This is a genomic window from Gordonia sp. BP-119 (assembly GCF_016924115.1).
Lineage (GTDB): Bacteria > Actinomycetota > Actinomycetes > Mycobacteriales > Mycobacteriaceae > Gordonia > Gordonia hongkongensis.
Genome location: NZ_JAFFZF010000009.1, coordinates 124,096 through 144,158, shown reverse-complemented (window position 1 = coordinate 144,158; position 20,063 = coordinate 124,096). Strand labels below are relative to the sequence as shown.

Annotated in this window: 18 protein-coding genes and 1 pseudogene; 9 read left to right on the top strand and 10 right to left on the bottom strand. The window is 67.3% G+C overall.

Features of this window, described 5'->3' with window-relative positions; all coding sequences use genetic code 11:
* Window positions 1–508: 508 nt before the first annotated feature.
* The 4 genes from JW364_RS08170 to JW364_RS08155 are packed head-to-tail and all read left to right on the top strand — an operon-like array spanning window position 509 to window position 4,677.
* Entirely contained in the window at window positions 509–1,432 is a 924-nt protein-coding gene (locus JW364_RS08170; RefSeq protein WP_159370123.1) for an enoyl-CoA hydratase, read from the top strand.
* Between the two features lies 1 nt (window position 1,433).
* Entirely contained in the window at window positions 1,434–2,600 is a 1,167-nt protein-coding gene (locus JW364_RS08165; RefSeq protein ID WP_159370122.1) for an acyl-CoA dehydrogenase family protein, read from the top strand.
* 5 nt (window positions 2,601–2,605) lie between these two features.
* Entirely contained in the window at window positions 2,606–3,574 is a 969-nt protein-coding gene (locus JW364_RS08160) for an acyl-CoA dehydrogenase family protein (RefSeq protein ID WP_159371820.1), read from the top strand.
* Complete coding sequence (locus JW364_RS08155; protein ID WP_205333425.1) at window positions 3,571–4,677, top strand: acyl-CoA dehydrogenase family protein; 1,107 nt, start codon at window positions 3,571–3,573, stop codon at window positions 4,675–4,677. Before JW364_RS08160 ends, JW364_RS08155 begins: the two co-directional genes overlap by 4 nt.
* 6 nt (window positions 4,678–4,683) lie before the next feature.
* On the opposite strand, the gene JW364_RS08150 is transcribed toward JW364_RS08155, so the two are convergent.
* The 7 genes from JW364_RS08150 to hsaA all read right to left on the bottom strand — a co-directional run bounded on the left by JW364_RS08150 (window position 4,684) and on the right by hsaA (window position 11,537).
* Complete coding sequence (locus JW364_RS08150) at window positions 4,684–5,313, bottom strand: TMEM175 family protein (protein ID WP_165630563.1); 630 nt, start codon at window positions 5,311–5,313, stop codon at window positions 4,684–4,686.
* A 38-nt stretch (window positions 5,314–5,351) separates the two neighbouring features.
* The gene (locus JW364_RS08145) at window positions 5,352–6,494 is read right to left on the bottom strand and encodes a sulfotransferase (protein ID WP_159370120.1); all 1,143 of its coding nucleotides are present in this window, start codon (window positions 6,492–6,494) and stop codon (window positions 5,352–5,354) included.
* Window positions 6,487–7,278: an SDR family oxidoreductase gene (locus tag JW364_RS08140; protein WP_159370119.1), complete on the bottom strand. Its 792-nt coding sequence runs from the start codon at window positions 7,276–7,278 to the stop codon at window positions 6,487–6,489. Before JW364_RS08140 ends, JW364_RS08145 begins: the two co-directional genes overlap by 8 nt.
* Window positions 7,275–8,519: a hypothetical protein gene (locus JW364_RS08135; RefSeq protein WP_240198816.1), complete on the bottom strand. Its 1,245-nt coding sequence runs from the start codon at window positions 8,517–8,519 to the stop codon at window positions 7,275–7,277. The genes JW364_RS08140 and JW364_RS08135 overlap by 4 nt, the downstream gene beginning before the upstream one ends.
* Entirely contained in the window at window positions 8,516–9,115 is a 600-nt protein-coding gene (gene hsaB / locus JW364_RS08130; RefSeq protein WP_058251400.1) for a 3-hydroxy-9,10-secoandrosta-1,3,5(10)-triene-9,17-dione monooxygenase reductase subunit, read from the bottom strand. The genes JW364_RS08135 and hsaB overlap by 4 nt, the downstream gene beginning before the upstream one ends.
* A 16-nt stretch (window positions 9,116–9,131) precedes the next feature.
* Window positions 9,132–10,043, bottom strand: coding sequence for an iron-dependent extradiol dioxygenase HsaC (hsaC, locus tag JW364_RS08125; protein ID WP_058251167.1), 912 nt, complete (start codon window positions 10,041–10,043; stop codon window positions 9,132–9,134).
* Window positions 10,044–10,352: 309 nt separating this feature from the next.
* Window positions 10,353–11,537 carry a 3-hydroxy-9,10-secoandrosta-1,3,5(10)-triene-9,17-dione monooxygenase oxygenase subunit gene (gene hsaA / locus JW364_RS08120; protein ID WP_205333424.1) on the bottom strand — a complete coding sequence of 395 codons (1,185 nt, stop codon included), beginning with the start codon at window positions 11,535–11,537 and terminating at the stop codon, window positions 10,353–10,355.
* A gap of 225 nt (window positions 11,538–11,762) precedes the next feature.
* Here hsaA and JW364_RS08115 point away from each other — a divergent pair, with 225 nt between their 5' ends.
* From JW364_RS08115 to JW364_RS08105, 3 genes and pseudogenes are all read left to right on the top strand, one after another.
* Window positions 11,763–13,001 carry a Rieske 2Fe-2S domain-containing protein gene (locus tag JW364_RS08115; RefSeq protein ID WP_058251169.1) on the top strand — a complete coding sequence of 413 codons (1,239 nt, stop codon included), beginning with the start codon at window positions 11,763–11,765 and terminating at the stop codon, window positions 12,999–13,001.
* A gap of 25 nt (window positions 13,002–13,026) precedes the next feature.
* Window positions 13,027–13,425 carry a hypothetical protein gene (locus JW364_RS08110; protein ID WP_065629138.1) on the top strand — a complete coding sequence of 133 codons (399 nt, stop codon included), beginning with the start codon at window positions 13,027–13,029 and terminating at the stop codon, window positions 13,423–13,425.
* Between the two features lie 123 nt (window positions 13,426–13,548).
* A pseudogene (locus JW364_RS08105) lies at window positions 13,549–14,077 on the top strand (C40 family peptidase).
* Here the strand turns inward: JW364_RS08105 and JW364_RS08100 are convergent.
* Window positions 14,052–14,621 carry a hypothetical protein gene (locus tag JW364_RS08100; protein ID WP_068971142.1) on the bottom strand — a complete coding sequence of 190 codons (570 nt, stop codon included), beginning with the start codon at window positions 14,619–14,621 and terminating at the stop codon, window positions 14,052–14,054. The pseudogene JW364_RS08105 and the gene JW364_RS08100 overlap by 26 nt on opposite strands.
* A gap of 153 nt (window positions 14,622–14,774) precedes the next feature.
* Between JW364_RS08100 and JW364_RS08095 the strand changes: the two genes are divergently transcribed.
* Together JW364_RS08095 and JW364_RS08090 are read left to right on the top strand one after the other, a co-directional pair.
* Window positions 14,775–15,569: a VOC family protein gene (locus JW364_RS08095; RefSeq protein WP_068971141.1), complete on the top strand. Its 795-nt coding sequence runs from the start codon at window positions 14,775–14,777 to the stop codon at window positions 15,567–15,569.
* A 176-nt stretch (window positions 15,570–15,745) separates the two neighbouring features.
* Window positions 15,746–17,281 carry an MFS transporter gene (locus tag JW364_RS08090; protein ID WP_205333423.1) on the top strand — a complete coding sequence of 512 codons (1,536 nt, stop codon included), beginning with the start codon at window positions 15,746–15,748 and terminating at the stop codon, window positions 17,279–17,281.
* A 129-nt stretch (window positions 17,282–17,410) separates the two neighbouring features.
* Here the strand turns inward: JW364_RS08090 and JW364_RS08085 are convergent, their stop codons facing one another.
* Both JW364_RS08085 and JW364_RS08080 read right to left on the bottom strand, forming a co-directional pair.
* Complete coding sequence (locus tag JW364_RS08085) at window positions 17,411–18,655, bottom strand: HNH endonuclease signature motif containing protein (protein ID WP_068971139.1); 1,245 nt, start codon at window positions 18,653–18,655, stop codon at window positions 17,411–17,413.
* 201 nt (window positions 18,656–18,856) lie between these two features.
* On the bottom strand, window positions 18,857–20,011 hold the full coding sequence (locus tag JW364_RS08080) for a TDT family transporter (protein ID WP_083229333.1): 1,155 nt from the start codon (window positions 20,009–20,011) through the stop codon (window positions 18,857–18,859).
* Window positions 20,012–20,063 lie beyond the last annotated feature (52 nt).

The following is a 20,063-nucleotide window of genomic DNA, read 5'->3' as shown; positions in this document are numbered from 1 at the left end:
TGACCTCACCGGGGCGGGTGGACAGGACAGTGAAGAGTCACGGCCTACCAGCCAGACAGGGTCCTAATCAGGTCACACCCGCCCCGGTCCTCACAGGTCACTTGGTGCAGGTGATCGACCGGAGTTCCGGGCCGACACATCTCGCCCATGACAGCACCGTCAGCCACGAAGTAAGTCAGACCCAAACCCGGTCAACCACCCACACCCATTCTCACTGCCACGAAGGGCCATGTTCGATGCTCGCCCGCCCTTCGTGGCTCGTCGCTTGCGCTCCTCACACCTCAGGGAGCAGGGATTATGGTGTTCTTTAGGGCTAAACAGCAGAGGAAACATCGAATGGTGATCGTCGCCAACATGTTTCGCGAGTTCGCCGAGATGATGCCGACGACAGCCGCCTCCTAAACGGCCGGATCCGGGAGCTCACCTATCGCTCCACACCGCACTTCTGACCCCGGCGATCACCGACACCGACTACCAACCAAGCACTTGCTAGGTTAGTCTCGGGGGCATGAGTGACGCCGTCATCCCACCTCCGCTCGGACCCGACGATCTGGGCCCGGACACCTCACCGGTCGCCTACGAGACCGGCGGCCCCGACGGCGCGGTGGCCTATGTGACGCTGAACCGCCCGGAGTACCGCAACGCGCAGAACTCGGTGATGACCTATTCGCTCGACGCCGCGTTCCGCAAGGCCGTCGACGACGCTTCGGTGAAGGTGATCGTGCTGCGGGCGAACGGCAAGCACTTCTCGGCCGGACACGACATCGGCACCCCCGAACGCGACTTCGACACCTACTACGAGAACGCGGCCGTCCTGCACTGGGACCACACCGACAAGACCGGTGCCGACCAGCGTCTCGCCCGCGAGATGGAGGTGTACATGGGGATGTGCCGCCGCTGGCGCGACATCCCCAAACCCCTCATCGCCCAGGTCCATGGCGCGTGCATCGCCGGCGGTCTCATGCTCGCCTGGATCTGCGACTTCATCGTCGCCTCCGACGACGCGTTCTTCTCGGACCCGGTCGCCCGCATGGGCATCCCCGGCGTCGAGTACTTCGCCCACGCCTTCGTGCTCGGCCCGCGCCGGGCGAAGGAGATCCTCTTCACCGGTGAACGTTTCACCGCGACGCAGGCGGCCGACTGGGGCATGGTCAACCACGTCGTCCCCCGGGACGCCCTCGAGACCAAGGTGAACGAGATCGCCGAAAAGGCCGTCGCCATGCCGATGCAGGGGCTCTTCCTGAGCAAGAAGGCCGTCAACATCTGCGAAGACCAGATGGGACTGCGCAACTCGATGGACTCAGTGTTCGGCTGGCACCACTTCGCGCACGCGGCCAACTCCGAGGCGGGCGGCGACTCCCTCGGCGGGATGGACGCGAAGTCGATGAAGGCGTCGGCGTCGACCGGCACCGTCGTGGGATCGGGGAGCTGACATGGACCTGCTCTTCGACGACGCCGCCGACGCCTTCCGCGCCGAGGTCCGCGCCTGGCTGGCCGAACACGTTCCGCGCGAACCGCTTCCGTCCATGGACACCGCCGAGGGATTCGAGGCGCACCGCGAGTGGGAGCGGACGATGGCCGCCGACCGGATGTCGGTCGTCAGCTGGCCGGAGGAATACGGCGGCCGCGATGCCCCGCTGCTGCACTGGGTCATCTTCGAGGAGGAGTATTACCGTTCGGGTGCTCCCGGACGCGTGAGCCAGAACGGCATCTTCCTGCTCGCACCCACCCTGTTCGAGCACGCGAGTCCTGCTCAGCTGGAACGCATCCTGCCGCGGATGGCCAACGCCGACGACATCTGGGGTCAGGCGTGGAGCGAACCCGAGGCCGGGAGCGACCTCGCCTCGCTGCGGTCGACCGCCGTCCGTACCGACGGCGGCTGGCTGCTCAACGGTCAGAAGACCTGGAGTTCGCGGTCGAGCTTCGCCGACCGCGCCTTCGGCCTGTTCCGCACGGACAAACAGGCGCAGCGCCACAAAGGTCTCACCTACTTCATGTTCGACCTGCGCAGCGAGGGCGTGACCGTCCGGCCGATCGCACAGCTCGACGGCGAGGCCGGGTTCGCAGAGCTGTTCTTGGAGAACGTCTTCGTCCCCGACGATCCGTCGAATCCGGGCGAGTCAGGTGTCATCGGCGAGGTGGACAACGGGTGGCGGGTCGCGATGAGCACCGCCGCCAACGAACGCGGGCTGTCGCTGCGCGCACCCGGCCGGTTCCTGGCCACCACCGACCGCCTCGTCGAACTGTGGCGGTCGAACCGGGACGACGTCCCGTCGACGGCGAACACCGATGCGCGCGTGGCGGATGCGTGGATCGGGTCACGAGCCTACGAGCTGTCCACGTATCAGACGGTAAGTCGTCTCGCGGCCGGTGGTTCGCTCGGCATGGAGTCGTCGATCAACAAGGTGTTCTGGTCGCAGTGGGACATCGCCGCTCACGAGACCGCCCTCGACCTGCAGGGCCCGGCCGCCGAGCTCGACGACCGGTGGACCGACGGCTACCTCTTCTCGTTGTCCGGGCCGATCTACGCGGGTACCAACGAGATCCAGCGCAATGTCATCGCCGAGCGCCTGCTCGGCCTTCCCCGTGGAGATCGGTGATCATCATGGACTTCCGACTCTCCGACATCCACACCGACCTCGCCTCGACGGTGGACGCCATGCTGGGCAAGGCCGACATGCCGACCGCCACGCGCGCCTGGGCGGCCGGTGACCGCGCGGCCGTCGCCAAGGTCTACTCACAGCTGGCCGACGCGGGCATCAGCGGACTCCTGATCGACGAGTCACACGGCGGCAGCAGCGCCGGGGCCGTCGAGATGGTCGTCGCCGTCGAGCAACTCGGACGCCACTGTGCCCCGGGCCCGATCGTCGAGAGCGTCGCCGTGTTGCCGATCCTGCTGCACGACGCCGACGTGTCGGGCCCGCTCAGCGACCTCGCCGAGGGGCGGCTGGCGACCTGCGCGATCGGACCGCTCCAACCGTTGGCCGCCGACACCGCCTCCGCCGATGTCTACCTCGTCGAGGACGGAGTGCTCTCGCGGGCCACCGTGCAGAGCACCGAGCCCTCGGTCGACAGCACCCGGACGTTGTCGCGGGTCACCGCCGGCGACGTCCTGGCCACCGGGGTCGATGCGTCCGACGCCGCGGACGCGGGCGCACTGGCCACGGCTGCTCAGCTGCTCGGCCTGGGTCAGGCGATGCTGTCCATCGCCTCGGACTACGCGCAGTCGCGCAAGCAGTTCGGCCGACCGATCGGGTCGTTCCAGGCCGTCAAACATCATCTGGCCGACGTGGCGATCGCCATCGAGATGGCCCGCCCCCTCGTTCACGCGGCCGCCCTCGGCGTCGACGGCCAAGTGCCGGAGGGCACCGACGTCTCGCGCGACATCTCGGCGGCGAAGGTCTCGGCCGCCGAGGCCGCCGACCTGTCGGCCCGCCGCTCGCTGCAGGTGATGGGGGCGATCGGGTACACCGCCGAGCACGACATCTCGCTGTACATCACCAAGACCCGGGCGCTGCTCAACGCCTGGGGCTCCCCTGCCGTACACCGCCAACGCATCCTGGAGACGCTGTGACCGTCAGTACCGGCATCGAAAGCTCGGCCATCGGCGCCGAGGAACGGGAGGCACTCGTCGAGGCGGTGCGGGATCTCCTGCGTCGCCGGGGCGATTCGACGACGGTCCGCACGGCCATGTCCGCCACGGGGCGCATCGACTCGAACCTGTGGCAGACGCTGTGCACCGAGATCGGCGTCGCCGCGCTGGCTGTCCCCGAGCGATTCGGCGGTGCCGGGGCGTCATGGATGGAGTCGGCCGCGGTGCTCGAAGAACTGGGCGCCGCACTGAGTCCCGTCCCCGCGCTCGGCTCCGCACTCGCCACCGGCACGATCCTGCTCGCGGGTGACGACGACGCGTCGTCGCGACTTCTGCCCGCCCTGGCCGCAGGCGAGCGGACCGCGGCGGTGTGCTGGGCCGGTGAACGCGGCTGGCAGGCACCCGGTGTGCGCGCCGATGCCGGACTCCTCACCGGGACAGCCCACTTCGTCGTCGACGGCGAATCGGCCGACGTGCTCCTCGTGCTCGCAGCCGGACCCGGGACGCACCTGACCCTGCACGAGGTGGCCGCCGATGCGGACGGCGTCTCGGTGTCGCCGATGCCCGTCCTCGACCCGACCCGGGCGCTGTCCTCGGTGCGCTTCGACGAGGTCGCGTCCGCGGCGATCCCGGCGCCGGACGATCTCGCGTCCCGGCTCCGCGCGCTCGCGTGGGCCCTGCTGTCCGCCGAGCAGGTCGGGGGCGCGCAGCGAGCGCTCGACCTCACGGTCGAGTACACCAAGTCCCGCAAGCAGTTCGGGCGCACCATCGGCTCGTTCCAGGCCCTCAAGCATCGGATGGCCGACATGTACGTGCTGGTCGAGACGGCGCGGTCGATCTCCCGCGCCGCCGTGGCCGCCCTCGCCGCCGACGACCCGGACACCGCCGACCTGGCGCTGGCCGCCCACGTGTACTGCTCCGATGCCAATCGTCGTGTCGCGGGCGAGGCCATCCAGCTGCACGGCGGCATCGGCATCACCTGGGAGCACGACATCCAGCTCTATTTCAAACGCGCACAGGCCACGTCGCAGATGTTCGGTGCCCCGCACACCGCGGTTACCGAAGCGGCCCGCGCACTGCGCTGACCGACCTCAGTGTCGCCGCGGCCGCCACCGGGCGAGCAGCCGCTCGACCGGGTCGGTCAGCAGCAGTAGGAACAGCGGCAGATTTCCGCTGCGCGGGAACACGATCGCGACGCCCAGTGCGACCGCGAGGATGATGAACGTGGCGACTCCGCTCGATGAGGCAACCCATCGGTCGGTCGCGTCGTCGTCGGCGAGCAGTTCTCGGTGCCGACGACCCCATTCGGCGATCGCGATGAGCGAGCCCACCGAGACGGCCAGCACACCGATGTAGAGGATGTTGGCCTGCTCGATGTGGGCGCCGTCGATGAGGGCCGTCGCGAAGGGCAGCGCCACGATCGTGAGTAACCAGATGAAGTGGAGGTTGATCAGCGTGCGGTCGTAGGCGCGGAAGTACTCCATCGTCTGCTGGTGCTGGCGCCACAGGATCCAGATGACGCCGAAACTGATGATGAAGCTGACCAGTTCGATCGAGTTGTCGGACACCACGTCCGCGACCGACGAATCCTCGCGCAGGTCGTTGGCGATGTCGACGAGCGGGAGCACCAGCAGGGTCAGCGCGATCGCGACCACCGCGTCGGCGAATGCGATGAGCCGGCTCAGTCCCTCTGCCGACTGTCGGTTCTCCGGTTCTGCCATGCGATGCACTGTAGAACGACCGACGGGCGGCCGGTGGGTCAGACGGCGAAGGCCGCCTCGACCGTTGCCTCGTCGAGTCCGTAATCGGCGAGCTGGTATCGGTGCTGCGGTTTGCGCGCACCCGACCGGCTCTCCTCGTCGAGCGCGGTCACCGCCGCGCGCGCGTCCTCCGACATCGGGGTGTCCAGCGCCGCGTACACCCGCTCGACGGTGCCCATCGGGTCGTTGCGCAGATCGGTGAAGTCGATGTCGAGGAACTGGGCCGGGTCGTACCGCTTCCGTGCGGTGGAGAACTCACGGAGTCCGCGCGACCACAGCTCGAGCTGGTCCTGGCCCACCTGCTCGCCGGTGAACGTCGTCGACCATCCCGGGGTGGCGTGTTCGGCCAAGCTGCACATCGACGCGATGAGAGTGCTGGGCGGCCGGTGCGTCTGGATCACCAGGGCATCCGGGTACGCCGCCATGAGCGCGTCGAGCGCGAACAGATGGCTGGGGTTCTTGAGCACCCACCGCTTGCCGGGATCGTTGAGCCCGATCAGCTGCAGGTTCTTGCGGTGTCGGAGATACGCCGGCGTCCAGTCCTGTTGGGCGAGCCACCTCGAGTAGGTCGGGATGTGCGCGAGGGATTCGTACGAGATCGACATGACGCTCTGGCGGAGCAGCTGCCAGCACTCCTCGACCTCGCCGGCGTCCATGTAGTGCAACCCCATGAACTCGGGATTCTCGACGTGATGTTGCTCGAACCCGGCCTGGATCTGCTGGTAGACGGGGTTGTCGGACCAGGTGTCGCGCGGCGGCCGGGGCTGCGGGAACTCGGCGAGCCACATCTCGACGCCCTGGTGCGCCGGATCGGCGGCCAGGAGTCGGTGCAGCGCAGTCGTTCCCGTGCGCGGCAGGCCGGTCACGAAGATCGGCCGCGTCACCTCGACGTCGGCGTACCCCGGGTTCGCCTTCCACGACGCCTCGCTGAGCAACCGGGCGACCAACGCGCCCTTGAGGAAGAAGCGGAACATCTTGCTGCCCATCTCGGTCAGTCCCGCCTCGGACCGGTACGACTCGAGCAGGATGCCCAGGGGCTCCAGGTAGTCGGTGTCCCCGAAGTCGTCGAGGCCGGTGGCGCGAGTGGCCGAGGAATGCAGGTCCTCTATCGTGCCGACGTCGGTGCGTGCCGCACTAGTCATGGTATTCACCGCAATTCACGTCCAGGGTGTGCCCGGTGATGGCGCGCGCCATCGGCGAGGCGAGGAACACGACGGCGTCGGCGATCTCGTCCGGCTCCGGCAATCGCTTGAGGTCGGACTTCGACGCCGTCTGCTCGTAGACGTCGTCGGGCGAGATCCCGTATTTCTTGGCGACCTCGCCGAAGTACCACTTCAGCTGGTCGTCCCAGATGTAACCCGGTGCGACCGAGTTGATGCGAATCCCCTTGTCGCCGAGTTCGGAGGCCAGCGACTGCGACATCGCCAGCAGCGCCGACTTCGCGATCTTGTAACTGCCGTAACGGGGTTCGGAATGACGGATGACCATCGAGTTGATGTTCACGATCGAGCCGCCGGCCTCGGCCAGCGCGTCGGTGAACGCGCGGATGACCCGCAACGTGCCCAGCACGGTGACGTCGATGCTGCTCGCGATCTGATCGAAGTCGGTGCGGGACAACGGTTTCATCGACGGGAGGGCGAAGGCGTTGTTGACCAGTACATCGGCCCGGCCGAACTCGGCGACGGTGGTGGCGACCAGGCTGTCGACGGCGGCGTCATCGGTGATGTCGGCCGGCACGACGAGACTCGTCCCGCCGGCGGCGTCGATCTCGGCGGCGACCTCTTTCAGACGCGATTCCGTGCGGGCGGCGAGGACGACCCGCGCCCCCTCCGCAGCGGCGCGCAGACAGATCGACCGCCCGAGTCCCGGACCGACACCCGAGACCACGACGACCTTGTCGGCGAGCAGCCCCCCCTGTGCGCTCATCCCAGCATCCTCTCGGCGAACCCGCGCTGACGTGCCGCGATCCGCTCCGCCCAGCCGTCGGCGTCGATCCTGTTGTGCTCGAGGTGCGGCAGATGGTCGGCGACCGCGTCGAACGCGACGACCTGTGCGGTCGGGCCCAGGTCCGGGCCGATCGGCGAATCACTGCGCTGCCAGCGGAACTGCAGGATGCCCGTCGACCGGCCGGTCGTCTCGATCCAGTTCGCGACGCCCGGGTCGCGGTGGGACACCACCATGCGGATCATGCCGTCCGGATCCACCTGCGCCTGAGCGGAGTTCAGGCTGGTCTGGTGGTTGACGTAGTCCAGCGAGATGTACCACATACTGCCGAGCTGGAATCCCTGGTACGGGGCGTCGGACCGCGGAATGGTGATCACCATCGCCTCGTCGGGCCCCAACCGGAAGTGTCCGACGGAGGAGAACTGCGTACTGAGGCCGCCCGGGGTCTGCCGCGGTTCGGTGAACGTGTTGACCGGCTCGTCGAGGTAGAACCACTTCGGGAAGTTGAACCACGTGTTGATGCGAGCCGTCAGCATCTTGCCGGCCGTCGCGTACCGGCGGGACACCCGGGCCAGGTCCGGCTCCGGCGGCGCGGTCCCGACGGTGTCGACCCGTTCGATGGTGATCGACCCCTTGCGTTCGGACCAGTCGGAGTAGACCTCGCGCACCGCGAGCATCGACGCGCCCTCCCCGAGCGGGAAGTAGTCGTCCGGCGCATCCGGGATGGGTGGGCCGAAGGTCAGCTCGAACGACCCGTCGTCGGCGATCGTCAGCCGCCGGTCGTCGAACGCATCCTCGCCGCCCGGTACCGACGAGGCCGTGTAGTCGCCGCGCAGGACCTGGAAGCTGAGATCGGTTGTCGTACCGCGCCGCCCGCGTACCCGGTAGGTCCCGGTGGGCTCGACGTCTGCGTGATAGTAGAGCGTGTCCGGATTGTCCAGGCCCATCTTCGTCGACGGCCCGGTGGACGTCACGAAGTTCGGGTGGGAGATGGACCGGGCGCGCACCAGCTGGACGATGGCGGCGATACTCCCCGCGAGGTAGTCGTAGCCTTCGGCGAGATCTTGGTCGGTCTCGGCGAAATCGGCCGATGCGACCAGCGTCTCGGCCTCCGCGATCGCGTCGAGGAGGGGCTGCGTGACCAGCGGTGCGCCACTCGTTGTTTCGGTTGACGATGTCTCGGTCGTCGCTGTCTCGGTACTCGTCGCGTCGTCGACGGTCATAGCCAGGTGTCCCCGCCCGTCCATGTGAGAAAGTTTTCCAACTCTGCCTGTGCGGGCGTGACCCGCGGGTGTTCGGTCGACAGGTAGCCGCCACGGTAGAACAGCAACGGCTTGTCCTGCAGCACTTCTCCGAGAGTCAGTGCGCGGCCGATGACGATGTGATGGTCACCGCCGTCGGTGACCGTCTCGACGTCGCATTCGACCCAGGTCAGGCTGTGCCGGATGACGGGGAGACCGGCCGGTGACGGGTCCCAGATGACGTTCGCGAACTTGTCGTCGCCGGGGGCGCCGAAGGCGGCGCTGACGTCCTGCTGGCGGTTCGACAGGACGTTCACACAGAACTTGCCCGTCTTCTCGATGACCTTCCAGCTCCGGGAGGTCTTCATCGGACAGAAGAGGACCAGCGGCGGATCGAGCGACAACGCGGCGAACGACTGGCAGGCAAACCCGACCGGCTTACCCGCGTCGTCGAGGGTCGTGATGACGGTGACCCCGGTACAGAACTGGCCCATCGCCGTTCGGAACTGACGGGAGTCGAAATCGGCGGACCCGTAGGGCGAACGCGTGGACTGCTGGGTCGCGGCGCCGGAGGGCATCTCGGACAAGGGCATCTCAGCCCTTGAACCCGACGCTGAAGTCATGCCCCCACAGACTCACTGCCGTGCTCTCCCGGGCGATCCACTCGTCGTCCTTCACCGTGCGCCCCTCACAACCGAATTCGATGTCGAAGCCGCCCGGCGTCTTCATGTAGAAGGACAGCATGAGGTCGTTGACGTGTCGGCCGAGCGTCGCCGACATCGGCACCTTCTTGCGCAGCGCGCGGTCGAGGCACAGGCCGACGTCGTCGGCGTTCTCGACCTCGACCATCAGGTGGACGATGCCGGTGCTGTTCGGGATCGGCAGGAACGCCAGCGAATGATGTCGGGGGTTGCAGCCGAGGAAGCGCAACCACGGCACCTCGTCGCCCTCTTCGCGGCCGACCACCTGCGGCGGGAGGCGCATCGAGTCCCGGAGCTTGAATCCGAGTACGTCCCGGTAGAATTCGAGCGCCGCCTTGTCGTCGGAGCAGGTGAGCACCACGTGGCCCAGACCCTGCTCCTCGGTGACGAAGCGATGCCCGTACGGGCTGACGACGCGCCGGTGCTCCAGCGCGGCGCCGTGAAAGACCTCCAGGGTGTTGTCCGCCGGGTCGTCGAAGACGATCATCTCGGCGACCCGACGGTCGGCGACCTCCTCGTCCTTGCCCTCGCGGAAGACCACACCCGCACGCGACAGCCGATCCCGGACATCCTGCAACTCAGCGGCATTCGCGACCTCCCAGCCCGCGCAGGCGAGCCGGTCGTGCTCGGACGGCACGATGACCAGACGGGCCGGGAAATCGTCCATCCGGAGATACAGGGCACCGTCGGTGAGACCAGAGCCCTCGATCATGCCGAGGACCTTGAGGCCGTAGGTGCGCCACGCCTCGATGTCGGTGGCCTCGATCCTCATGTACCCCAACGAGCGAATCGGACTGTCACTCATCTGCTACTCCTCTTTGTGCTCTTGCCGACGGTGCTGGCCGGGCCCTTCGTGACGCCCTTCGCAAGCTCCGGGCTCCTCAGGGAGCGGAGGGGCGTGCCCTTCGCAAGCTCCGGGCTTGCGAGCCACTTCCCTGCTCCCCGAGGAGCGAGCTTGCGAGCCACTTCCCTGCTCCCCGAGGAGCGAGCTTGCGAGCCACTTCCCTGCTCCCTGAGGAGCGAGCTTGCGAGCCACTTCCCTGCTCCCTGAGGAGCGAGCTTGCGAGCCACTTCCCTGCTCCCTGAGGAGCGAGCTTGCGAGCGTCACGAAGGGTCACACCATCGTGTCGCCGATGGGAATTCCGAACTCGCCGTTGCCGAATGCGACGTAGGCGCGCTCGGGGTCGTTCGCGGCGTGCACCCGGCCGGCGTGGGCGTCGCGCCAGAAGCGTTGGATCGGGGTCCCGTTCTCCAGTGCGTGGGCGCCCGAGTTCTCGAAGAGCCGGTCGATCGCGGCGATCGCACGTCCGGTCGCACGCACCTGGTCGCGTCGAGCGGACAGCCGCAGTTCCATCGGGACCTCCTCGCCGGCGAGGATGAGGTCGTACTCGGCCTGCAGGTTGCCCGACAGCTGGCGCCACGCGGCGTCGATGTCGCTGGCGGCCTCGGCGATCCGGACCTTGGCGAACGGATCCTCCTTGGCCTTCTCGCCCGCGTAGGCGGCCCGGACCCGCTTGCCCTGGTGATCGACGTGGGCGCGGTAGGCGCCGTAGGCCATGCCGACGATCGGCGTCGCGATGGTGCTGGGATGAATGGTGCCCCATGGCATCTTGTAGACCGGCGCGGTGTTGCGCTCCAGGCCCGGGCTCTGCCCCATCGACATCGTGCGCATGCTGAGCATGCGGTGCCGGGGCACGAACACGTCCTTGACCTCGATGGTGTTGGACCCGGTGCCGCGCAGACCGACGACGTTCCACACGTCCTTGATCGTGTAGTCCTCACGCGGGATCAGGAAGCTGACGAAGTCGACGGGCTTGCCGTTTTTGATGACCGGACCCCCGACAAAGACCCAGTCAGCAGTCTCGCAACCCGACGACCACGCCCACGAACCGTTGACCTTGTAGCCGCCGTCGACGACCTCACCCATGCCCATCGGCGCGTACGACGACGAGATCCGGACATTGGTGTCCGAACCCCACACGTCTTCCTGCGCCTGCTGGTCGAAGAGGGCGAGGTGCCAGTTGTGGACGCCGATGATGCCCGACACCCAGCCGGTGGACCCGCAGGCCGACGCGATCCGGCGGACCGCTTCGTAGAAGGTGACCGGGTCGACCTGGTAGCCACCCCACTGCTCGGGCTGCAACAGCCGGAAGAAGCCGGCGGTCTCGAGGCTCGAGACGGTCTCGTCGGGGATTCGACGCAGATCCTCGGTCGACTGCGCACGCTGCTCGAGTTCCGGGAGCAGGACGTTGATCTTCTCCAGGACCTGCTCGGCGGCTTCGCTCCGTTGTGCTGGCATCTCGCCTGCTCCTACTCGTCTCTCCTCGGCCGGACGAGCCGGCCGCTGTACCCAACGAGTTCGAGATTAGAACACGTTCTCATTTCTGTCGAGGACTGGGACTTTATGCCCATGTACAGGCCCGATCGGCGTTCGGGACGACGATCGGGCTGACAAATCTGAAACGTGTTCTAGTATTGGGCACAGTTCTTCGACGCGACATCAGCCACAGACAGGAGAGGGCACATGTCTTCAGGACCCGAGACGATGACCCCGAGCAGCCCCGGCGCGCCGAGCGCAGCCGCCGCCTCCGACGGGGCCGATGTGGGTATCCGGGAGATCGACACGGGTGCGCCGCCCACCCGCTTCGCGCGCGGTTGGCACTGCCTCGGCCTGCACGAGGAGTTCGACGACGGCAAGCCCCACTCCGTCACGATCTTCGGCACCAAGCTGGTGGTCTGGGTCGACACCAAGGGCGAGGTGAACGTGCTCGACGCGTTCTGCCGGCACATGGGCGGTGACCTCTCCCAGGGCAAGCTCTCGGGCGACAACGTCGCGTGCCCGTTCCACGGCTGGCTGTGGAAGGGCAACGGACGGTGCGCCGGCGTGCCCTACGCCAAGCGCAACCCGAAGCTCGCCAAGACGCGCTCGTGGCCGTCGATGGTCCGTAACGGCCAGATCTTCGTCTACAACGATCCCGAAGGCAATCCGCCCCCGGATGAGTGCATCATCCCCGAACTCGAGGAATTCGGGTCCGACGAGTGGACGCCCTGGACCTGGAACCGCATCGTCATCGAGGGCTCCAACTGTCGCGAGATCATCGACAACGTCGTCGACATGGCGCACTTCTACTACGTGCATTTCGCTCTTCCGGATTACTTCAAGAACGTCTTCGAGGGTGAGATCGCCGCGCAGTACATGAATTCGCACGGCCGGCCCGACGTCACCCTCGGCACCAATTACGGCGACAGCCGCCTCGAATCGATCGCAGCGTATTACGGCCCGTCGTACATGTTGAACCCGATGATCCAGTACTACGGCGGCTACGCGGTCGAGACCATCCTCACCAACTGCCACTACCCGATCGACGAGAACTCCTTCGTCCTGATGTACGGCGTGATGGCCAAGGTCCCCGACGGCCTGACCGCCGAACAGGCGTCGAAGATGGCCACCAAGATCAGCGCCGGCGTCGAGGTGGGCTTCCTGCAGGACGTCGAGATCTGGAAGAACAAGACCCGGATCGACAACCCGCTCCTCGTCGAGGAGGACGGCCCGGTCTACCAGCTCCGCCGCTGGTACGACCAGTTCTACGTCGACAAGGCCGACGTCACCGACGAGATGACCGGCCGGTTCGAGTACGAGATCGACACCTCCAAGGCCCTCGAGAGCTGGAACGAGGAGATCCAGGAGAACCTGCGCCGCCAGGAGGCCGAGAAGGCTGCGGAATCCACGGCGTCGGAATCCACGGAGAAGGCCGAGGTCTGACGTGACCCGGGCGGCAGGGGTTCGGATGGCAGGGGCTCCCGGGGGTTCCGACCGTTGGGCGAAGGCGCCCGACTTCCAGAACGATCCGGACCGGCTCGCCCGGGTTCACGAGGCCACCCGCCGCGACCGCGAGCACTACCTGCAGGGTGGGATGCGCGAGATCGAGTGCCGGGCATGCCATGCGTGCGTGCTGGTGAAGAAGACCAGTTCGTTCCACACCAGCGTGCAGTGGAACGCCGACGCCCGGGACCGCTGCCTCGGCCTCGAGCAGATGCGCGCCGGCGGCGACGACGGGAACGGCCCGCTGCTGCCCGGAGCGATGATGCCGACGTGCGCCCGGCTGTCGGCGAGCATCGACCACGGGGTCACCGAGGGCATCATCCCGGCCGAGTCGCCCGCCACCGATCCCGACGGCTACTGGTGATCGGTTAACCGGAACTGCAGCACCATTAGATAACACAAGGCTCAGGCATCACACCGGTCACACGTTCGTCACTCCTGGGGAACGATCGACGACACGCCGTCCCGCCTCGGCCAAGCTGTCGTCATGTCCGTTTCGATGACGCGCGCCAGGCGCGTGACCTGCACCATCGCACTCACTGCCGCGTTGTCGGTCGGCGTTCCCCTTGCCGGCTCCCCACTCCTCGACACCGGTCACGCCGCGGCCGCGGGATCGTCGGATTCCTCCGGGTCGGTCCCGATCTATCTGCCGATCCCGACCACCGTCGGCCTCAACGCGCTCGGGGCGGCGATCACCCAGATCGGCAAGCCGTACAAGTGGGCCGGCGTCGGCCCGCATTCGTGGGACTGCTCCGGGCTGGTGCGGTGGGCGTTCTACACGACCGGCGTCCAGCTCCCCCGGACCAGCCAGCAGCAGGCGAAGGTCGGACACGCGATACCGTTTCGCGCCCTGGCACCGGGCGACATCATCATCTTCGGTCGCGACGCCGGGCACGTCGGCATCTACGCGGGCGCCGGTCGGGTGTTCAACGCCTACGGCCCCAACGGCGTCCCGGATCGGCTTCACGAAGTTGAAGGACATGGGCTACATCAAGACGATTCGTCGGTTCGGTTGATCTCGACTCGGTCGGCGGCACCCGCACGCGGCCACACGGTGCTCAGCACCCAGAATCCGACGACGACCAGGAGCAGGATCGCGACCACGACGGTCCCGATCAGTCCGTAACCCGCCTGCATGTCGGGGAGGTCGGCGTCGAGCGCCTCGGACACGCGGTCGGAGAACAGATGCGCGGCGGGGTCGCTCAGCGTGCGGATGCCGACGACGAGCACGATGACCGACGCCAGCCCGATGAGGCCGATGGCGGACGGGCGCAGACGTGGGCGCCACCAGCCGAGGGCGGCGACCACCGCGATCACGGCACCGAGCACCACCACGCTCAGGCCCGGGCGGCCGGTGTTGTCCTCGAAGAAGAACGCGACATCGTCGTCGCTGGCGCCCAGGATTGTGACGCGTCCCAGCCCGGTGATCGACGGCTTCACGCCCTCATCGGTACTGCCCCACTGCACCTGTGCCAGGAGCACCAGCAGCAGACCACCCCCCAGCATCGTCGGCCACGCGAGGCCGCGGAGTCGTTCGACCGTCCCTGCATGCTTGGTCATCCGATCAGGGTGCCATGAGCCGACGTCGGTGGATATGAGTCGGACTATCCGCAACGCCGTCCGCGACCGATGAGTTTGCGCGACCCTGCCAGTCAGAAGTTCCGACGGGCAGTCGTCCACCAGTTCACGCGGAGCAAGAAAGAGGACCCAGCAATGGCCGAGTATGCAGCCCCCTCCGGGGCACCGATCTGGTTCGACCTGATGAGCAGTGACACCGCAAGGGCCGAGGAGTTCTACGGCGCGATCTTCGGCTGGGAGGCCGAGGCCCCCGACGAGGAGATGGGCGGTTATCGGAACTTTCACAAGAACGGCAAGCGGGTGGCCGGGCTGAGCCCGGTGATGGAAGGCGCCGGGCCGCCCGACATCTGGACGGTGTACCTCCACACCGAGGATGCCGACGCCACGGTGAAGGCCGTCGAGTCGGCCGGGGGCTCGATCATGGTGCCGCCGATGGCCATCGGCGAGGAGGGCACGATGTTGATGGCCTTCGACACCGCGGGGGCGGCGATCGGGTTCTGGCAACCGAAGAATCACAAGGGGTACACCGAGTTCGGCGAGCACGGCACGCCCTACTGGTTCGAGTGTCAGAGCATGGACTACCCCAAGTCCGTCGAGTTCTACCGGACCGTGCTCGGCGCGCGCATCGAGGAGATCGGCACCGGTGGCGACCCGGACGCCGTCGGGCCCGACAGCTACGGCCAGATCTTCTACGGCGAGACGTCACACGCGGGGATCATGGACTCGGTCAAGCTCTTCCCGGCCGGGGTGCCGTCGTTCTGGCAGGTCTACATCACCGTCGACGATGTCGCGGCCACGGTGAAGCAGGCCAAGTCGCTGGGCGCGGAGATCCTCATGGCCGGCGAGGACACCCCATACGGGACGCTGGCCGCGATCAAGGATCCGATGGGCGCCCTGATCTGTCTGGGACATCCGCCCGCCGGCATGTGACGCGCAGCCGCGGTAGGGCTCGGTGCGCACCGAGTCCTACCGCGCAGGTCATCGGCGGCGTCAAACGTTCATCCCGCCGCAACGCGATGGCCGACGGCACCCTGTAGCGTCCGACTTCCACAGACACGATTCACCGTCATATCGCGTGGAACTCGTCGGCGTAGAACAGGATTCGCATGTCGGCACACGATTCGGCCGTCCCTCCCGCCTCCGTGCAGAGCTACCTCGACGAGGTCCCCACCTGGCGAGACGGCACACCCGCCACCGCAGGCGCGATGACCGCCATGCAGAAGCGGATCTGGCTTTTGGCCTCCGCAGGCAAGTTCCTCGAGGGCATGATCGTCTTCATGGTGGGCGTGGCCCTGCCGTTGATCATCGACGAATTCGGGCTCAGCTCAGCCCAGTCCGGCGTCGTGACAGCCGCGCCGCTGCTCGGCATCATGGTCGGCGCGTCGGCCCTCGGCGGACTGTCCGACCGGTGGGGTCGCCGCCAGATGTTCTTGGCCGAGATGATCCTGTTCACCGCCTTCCTGGTCGGCGTCACGGTCAGCACCGGCTTTCCGATGCTGGTGGTCTGCCTCATCGGCATGGGACTGGCGTTGGGTTGCGATTACCCGACCGCCCACACCATGATCTCCGAGACCATGCCGACCAGCATCCGGGGTCGAGGAGTGCTGGCAGCGTTCGGTTTCCAAGCCGTCGGCGCACTCGCCGGAACCCTGGTCGGAGTGATCATCCTCGGCAATCGCGACGAGTTGTCGGACTGGCGCTGGATGTTCGGTGTGGCGGTCGTACCGTCCGTACTGGTGATCGTCGGCCGGCTCTTCGTTGTGCAGAGCCCGCACTGGCTCCTCGGGACGGGCCGGGTCGACGAGGCGGAGTACGAACTGAAACGCCTACTGGCTCGCCGACCGCAGTACCCGACCACCGTCACCCTCACGCGCCACGACGGATCCGGGTCCGGCGCCACCTCGACCACCGATGTCACGGCACTCTTCCGCCGACCCTGGCGACGATCGACGATCCTGGCCTCGATCCCGTGGTTCCTCCAGGACCTCGGGACCTACGGGATCGGCATCTTCACCCCGACGATCATCGCCGCGACGATCGGGACCGCCGCTGCGAACGACTCGACCGTCAGCGGCGTCGTCGCCGACGACCTGCACGGCACCGAAGGCGCGGTCCTCATCGATGCCTTCCTGCTCATCGGCATCGTGCTGGCGATCTACCTGGTCAACAGGTTCGGCCGAATCCGGTTGCAGGTCTTCGGTTTCCTCGGCTGTGCGGTCGGATTGGTGATAGCCGCCGCATCCACCCTGCTCGACGGCACCCTGCAGATCATCCTCGTCTTCGTCGGCTTCATGCTGTTCAACCTCATGACCAACGTGGGTCCGAACTCCATGACCTACCTCCTCGCCGGCGAGGTCTTCCCCACCTCGCTGCGCGGGACCGGCGCGGGCGTCGCCGCCTCGGTCGCCAAGGTCGGCGCAGTTCTCACCGCCTTCCTGTTCCCCATCCTCCTCGACGCCGGGGGAACGGCGATCATCGTGCTCCTCCTGGCCGGAACGTCGATGCTGGGCGCGTTCGTCACGTGGACCTTCCGAGTCGAGACCACCGGACTCAGCCTGGAGGACGTGGACCGGATGCATGAGGCACCGGTGCAGACGGGGCCCGCGCACACTTCGCAACCCGCGCCCACCGGAATTTCGTAGCGCGAAGGCGCGCCACCGGACAAACCGATTCTCGCTACGAGATCCCGGCGGGCGGGTCTTTCACACTATGGAGTTGTCAAAGGCCGTGTGGCGCCGAGGTCGACGCCCGAGGGTCTGTGGGCGGGGCGCCTAGACGAGGGCGTCGTCGAGTCGCATGGTGCGCCGGTTGTAGGCGGGTCGGGGTAGGCGTTTCGGGTCGATGTCGGCCGGTGGGATCAGCCACGGATGCCGGTCAGGACCCATCACCACCTGCCAGCCGTGGTGATGGACCTGGGTGTGACAGCGTTGACAAAGCAGGCACCCGTTGTCCAGATCGGTGGGGCCGCCGTCGGCCCAGTGGACCAAGTGGTGAACTTGCGTATGCGCTTCTGGCGCACCGCATTTCACACAACACCGATCGCGGACGATGATCGCCTGCCGCAGGTGATGCGGAAACAACCGCTTCGTGGTGCCCATCCGCAACGGCACCCCTTCGTCGTCGAGGACGATCTCGGCCACCCCGCCATCACACGACAACCGGCGCGCCGTCGACCCCGACACCGCCCCGACCCACGGCAGGCGTGCCGGGTCAGCGCCGTCGGCAGGGATGGTGACCAGGAGTTGGGTGCGGGGTGCGCCGGCGGTGGTCATCGCCGCGCCGATTGCAGCTTGATCCAACAACAGTTCCAGTGCATCTGCTCGGCGCTCGGCCGCGCCTCGACGGTCGGCGGCGCCGTCGGGTTCGGGACGCGGACAGGACCGTTCGTCGATCATGGACACGAACTTCTCCCCGATCACCGCGGTCACATCTGCGGTGATCGCGACCCGACCCTCCTCGGTGATGTGGGTGTGCACGGTGTTCAGCGACGCGTCATCGGCCGCCTCCACGATGCTGGGGTCGGTGTCGGCGACCCGCTGGGTGATCCCGCGGGCGTGGCCGTCGATCTCGGTCGGGGTGGCGCCGGAGAATGCCTGCGCAAGCAATTCGCTCTCATATCCGCAGCGCTCGTCGTCGGACAGCGCTGTGGCAGAACGTTTGTCGATGAGCGCTAACCCGCGGATCACCGCGTCGACACATTCGGCAGACAGATAGCCCTCGGCGGCACAGTCTCCGACCTTCGGCACCGACTCCACTCCGCCGGCGATGCGCACATAGCGGTGCGCGGCCGCGGGCGGAATGCCCATCTCGATCAGTGCGTTCCGTGTGGTCGACCCCGCACGCACTGACGCGCCAGATGCGTCGAAAAGCGCTACATGCACGGCGATCTGGTGATCCAGCACGTTGCGTAGCACACGCAACTCGTCGAGCCGCTCGTGCAGGGCGCGGCCACTACCGTCGTCGGGTGGTGACGGCAGGGAGATGAGGGTGTCACGGAGCTCGGTGATCGAGGGCATGACACCAAGCTACTCGCAATCACGTTCGACGACGAGATTTCTCCACAGCCCTCATCGTCATCGAATCCTGTTGCAAAGCAATCATTGTTGCTCGTGCCCCAGCGGTGGACCGTGGTGGACTGTGGTGAACAGAAACCCCACCAGTCACAGCAGCTAAGACGTCCCGTGCGGGTGCACCAAGACGCTGAATTCAGCGGACCTCTACTTCACGGGGACCAGAGGAGCGCGGCGAAGTTCTCCCGACACCACCCCGCGGACCGTGCGAACCGCCACCACGCTCCATGCCACCACGAGGACTGCGAACCCGGCGACGGCCACGACCTCGAAGGCCGTCCCGCCGACGGTGAGGGCCAGCGCACTCGAACCCGTGACGTAGGTGCCGAGGGGGAAGGTGAACGCCCACCAGGTCATTGCGAACGGCATCCCCGACCTCAGGGTCCGCGCGGTGAGCCGAGCAGCCACACCGATCCAGAGGGTCGCTGCCACCCAGACGGCGAGGCCATAACCGACCGCGAACGAATGCAAGGTCTCAGCCATGGGCGCGTCGACGACATGGGGTGCGACGTGGGCCAGCAGGCACGCCGCGGTGACCGATTGGCCGAGAGGTCCGAGGACGATCCACCAGGTGGGGACCATGTGCGCGGCGCCGACGTCGCCGGTGCGCAGCCGCGACGCCAGCACCCACAGAATGGGGAGCGAGGCGAGTGCGGCCAGCACGAACATCGCGCAACCGATCCCCATCACCACATGCGACGCCCAACCAGCGGACAACTGCGGGGTGAGCACCGCGGCCGCCGACGCCGAGACCATCGGGGGGACGACCGGCATCAACCAGCCGCCGAACGCCTCACCAACCGTCGGGCGCCCGACGATGAGATGCTGGTACGGGATGACCACGGCGGTGACGACCCCGCCGATCGTGCCGACGACCCAGCACACGAGGTCGATCCCCAACGCCAGATCCCGGCCGATCACCGTCGCTCCGACGACCATCGTGCTGGTCCCGACCGTCATGATCGCCATCGGCACCGCCCCGTAGAAGTGGGCGACGACGCGGTGGGCGTGATGACCGCGGGCGACCTCCGGGTCGCGGACCCAGTGCCGGACCGTGGCGACCAGCACGAGGCCGAACACCGCGCAGGCCAACAGCCAGAAAACGGTTGCCACCTCCGCCAGACCCGTGGGCTGCCAGGGCAGGCTGTGCGCGGCGATCGCGATGATCCCCGTGCCCATCACCGCGGCGAACCAGTTGGGCGGCACGTAGGAGGCGCGACGCCGCCCCACCCCGCGGGCTGTCGCGGTCCCGAGGTCCGGTGCTGCGAGTCCGGCGGAGGCAGTGGTCGTGGTCATGTTCATCACGTTCCCGCGAAACCCACGACGCCGGTAGGACCCGAATCCTTGGCAGGAT

What these genes read in the sequence shown, in the direction of transcription:
- JW364_RS08170 (WP_159370123.1), top strand. Translation starts at nt 509, where the DNA reads ATGAGTGACGCCGTCATCCCACCTCCGCTCGGACCCGACGATCTGGGC.
- JW364_RS08165 (WP_159370122.1), top strand. Translation starts at nt 1,434, where the DNA reads ATGGACCTGCTCTTCGACGACGCCGCCGACGCCTTCCGCGCCGAGGTC.
- JW364_RS08160 (WP_159371820.1), top strand. Translation starts at nt 2,606, where the DNA reads ATGGACTTCCGACTCTCCGACATCCACACCGACCTCGCCTCGACGGTG.
- JW364_RS08150 (WP_165630563.1), bottom strand. Translation starts at nt 5,313, where the DNA reads ATGGCAGAACCGGAGAACCGACAGTCGGCAGAGGGACTGAGCCGGCTC.
- JW364_RS08145 (WP_159370120.1), bottom strand. Translation starts at nt 6,494, where the DNA reads ATGACTAGTGCGGCACGCACCGACGTCGGCACGATAGAGGACCTGCAT.
- JW364_RS08140 (WP_159370119.1), bottom strand. Translation starts at nt 7,278, where the DNA reads ATGAGCGCACAGGGGGGGCTGCTCGCCGACAAGGTCGTCGTGGTCTCG.
- JW364_RS08135 (WP_240198816.1), bottom strand. Translation starts at nt 8,519, where the DNA reads ATGACCGTCGACGACGCGACGAGTACCGAGACAGCGACGACCGAGACA.
- hsaB (WP_058251400.1), bottom strand. Translation starts at nt 9,115, where the DNA reads ATGCCCTCCGGCGCCGCGACCCAGCAGTCCACGCGTTCGCCCTACGGG.
- hsaC (WP_058251167.1), bottom strand. Translation starts at nt 10,043, where the DNA reads ATGAGTGACAGTCCGATTCGCTCGTTGGGGTACATGAGGATCGAGGCC.
- hsaA (WP_205333424.1), bottom strand. Translation starts at nt 11,537, where the DNA reads ATGCCAGCACAACGGAGCGAAGCCGCCGAGCAGGTCCTGGAGAAGATC.
- JW364_RS08115 (WP_058251169.1), top strand. Translation starts at nt 11,763, where the DNA reads ATGTCTTCAGGACCCGAGACGATGACCCCGAGCAGCCCCGGCGCGCCG.
- JW364_RS08110 (WP_065629138.1), top strand. Translation starts at nt 13,027, where the DNA reads ATGGCAGGGGCTCCCGGGGGTTCCGACCGTTGGGCGAAGGCGCCCGAC.
- JW364_RS08100 (WP_068971142.1), bottom strand. Translation starts at nt 14,621, where the DNA reads ATGACCAAGCATGCAGGGACGGTCGAACGACTCCGCGGCCTCGCGTGG.
- JW364_RS08095 (WP_068971141.1), top strand. Translation starts at nt 14,775, where the DNA reads ATGGCCGAGTATGCAGCCCCCTCCGGGGCACCGATCTGGTTCGACCTG.
- JW364_RS08090 (WP_205333423.1), top strand. Translation starts at nt 15,746, where the DNA reads ATGTCGGCACACGATTCGGCCGTCCCTCCCGCCTCCGTGCAGAGCTAC.
- JW364_RS08085 (WP_068971139.1), bottom strand. Translation starts at nt 18,655, where the DNA reads ATGCCCTCGATCACCGAGCTCCGTGACACCCTCATCTCCCTGCCGTCA.
- JW364_RS08080 (WP_083229333.1), bottom strand. Translation starts at nt 20,011, where the DNA reads ATGAACATGACCACGACCACTGCCTCCGCCGGACTCGCAGCACCGGAC.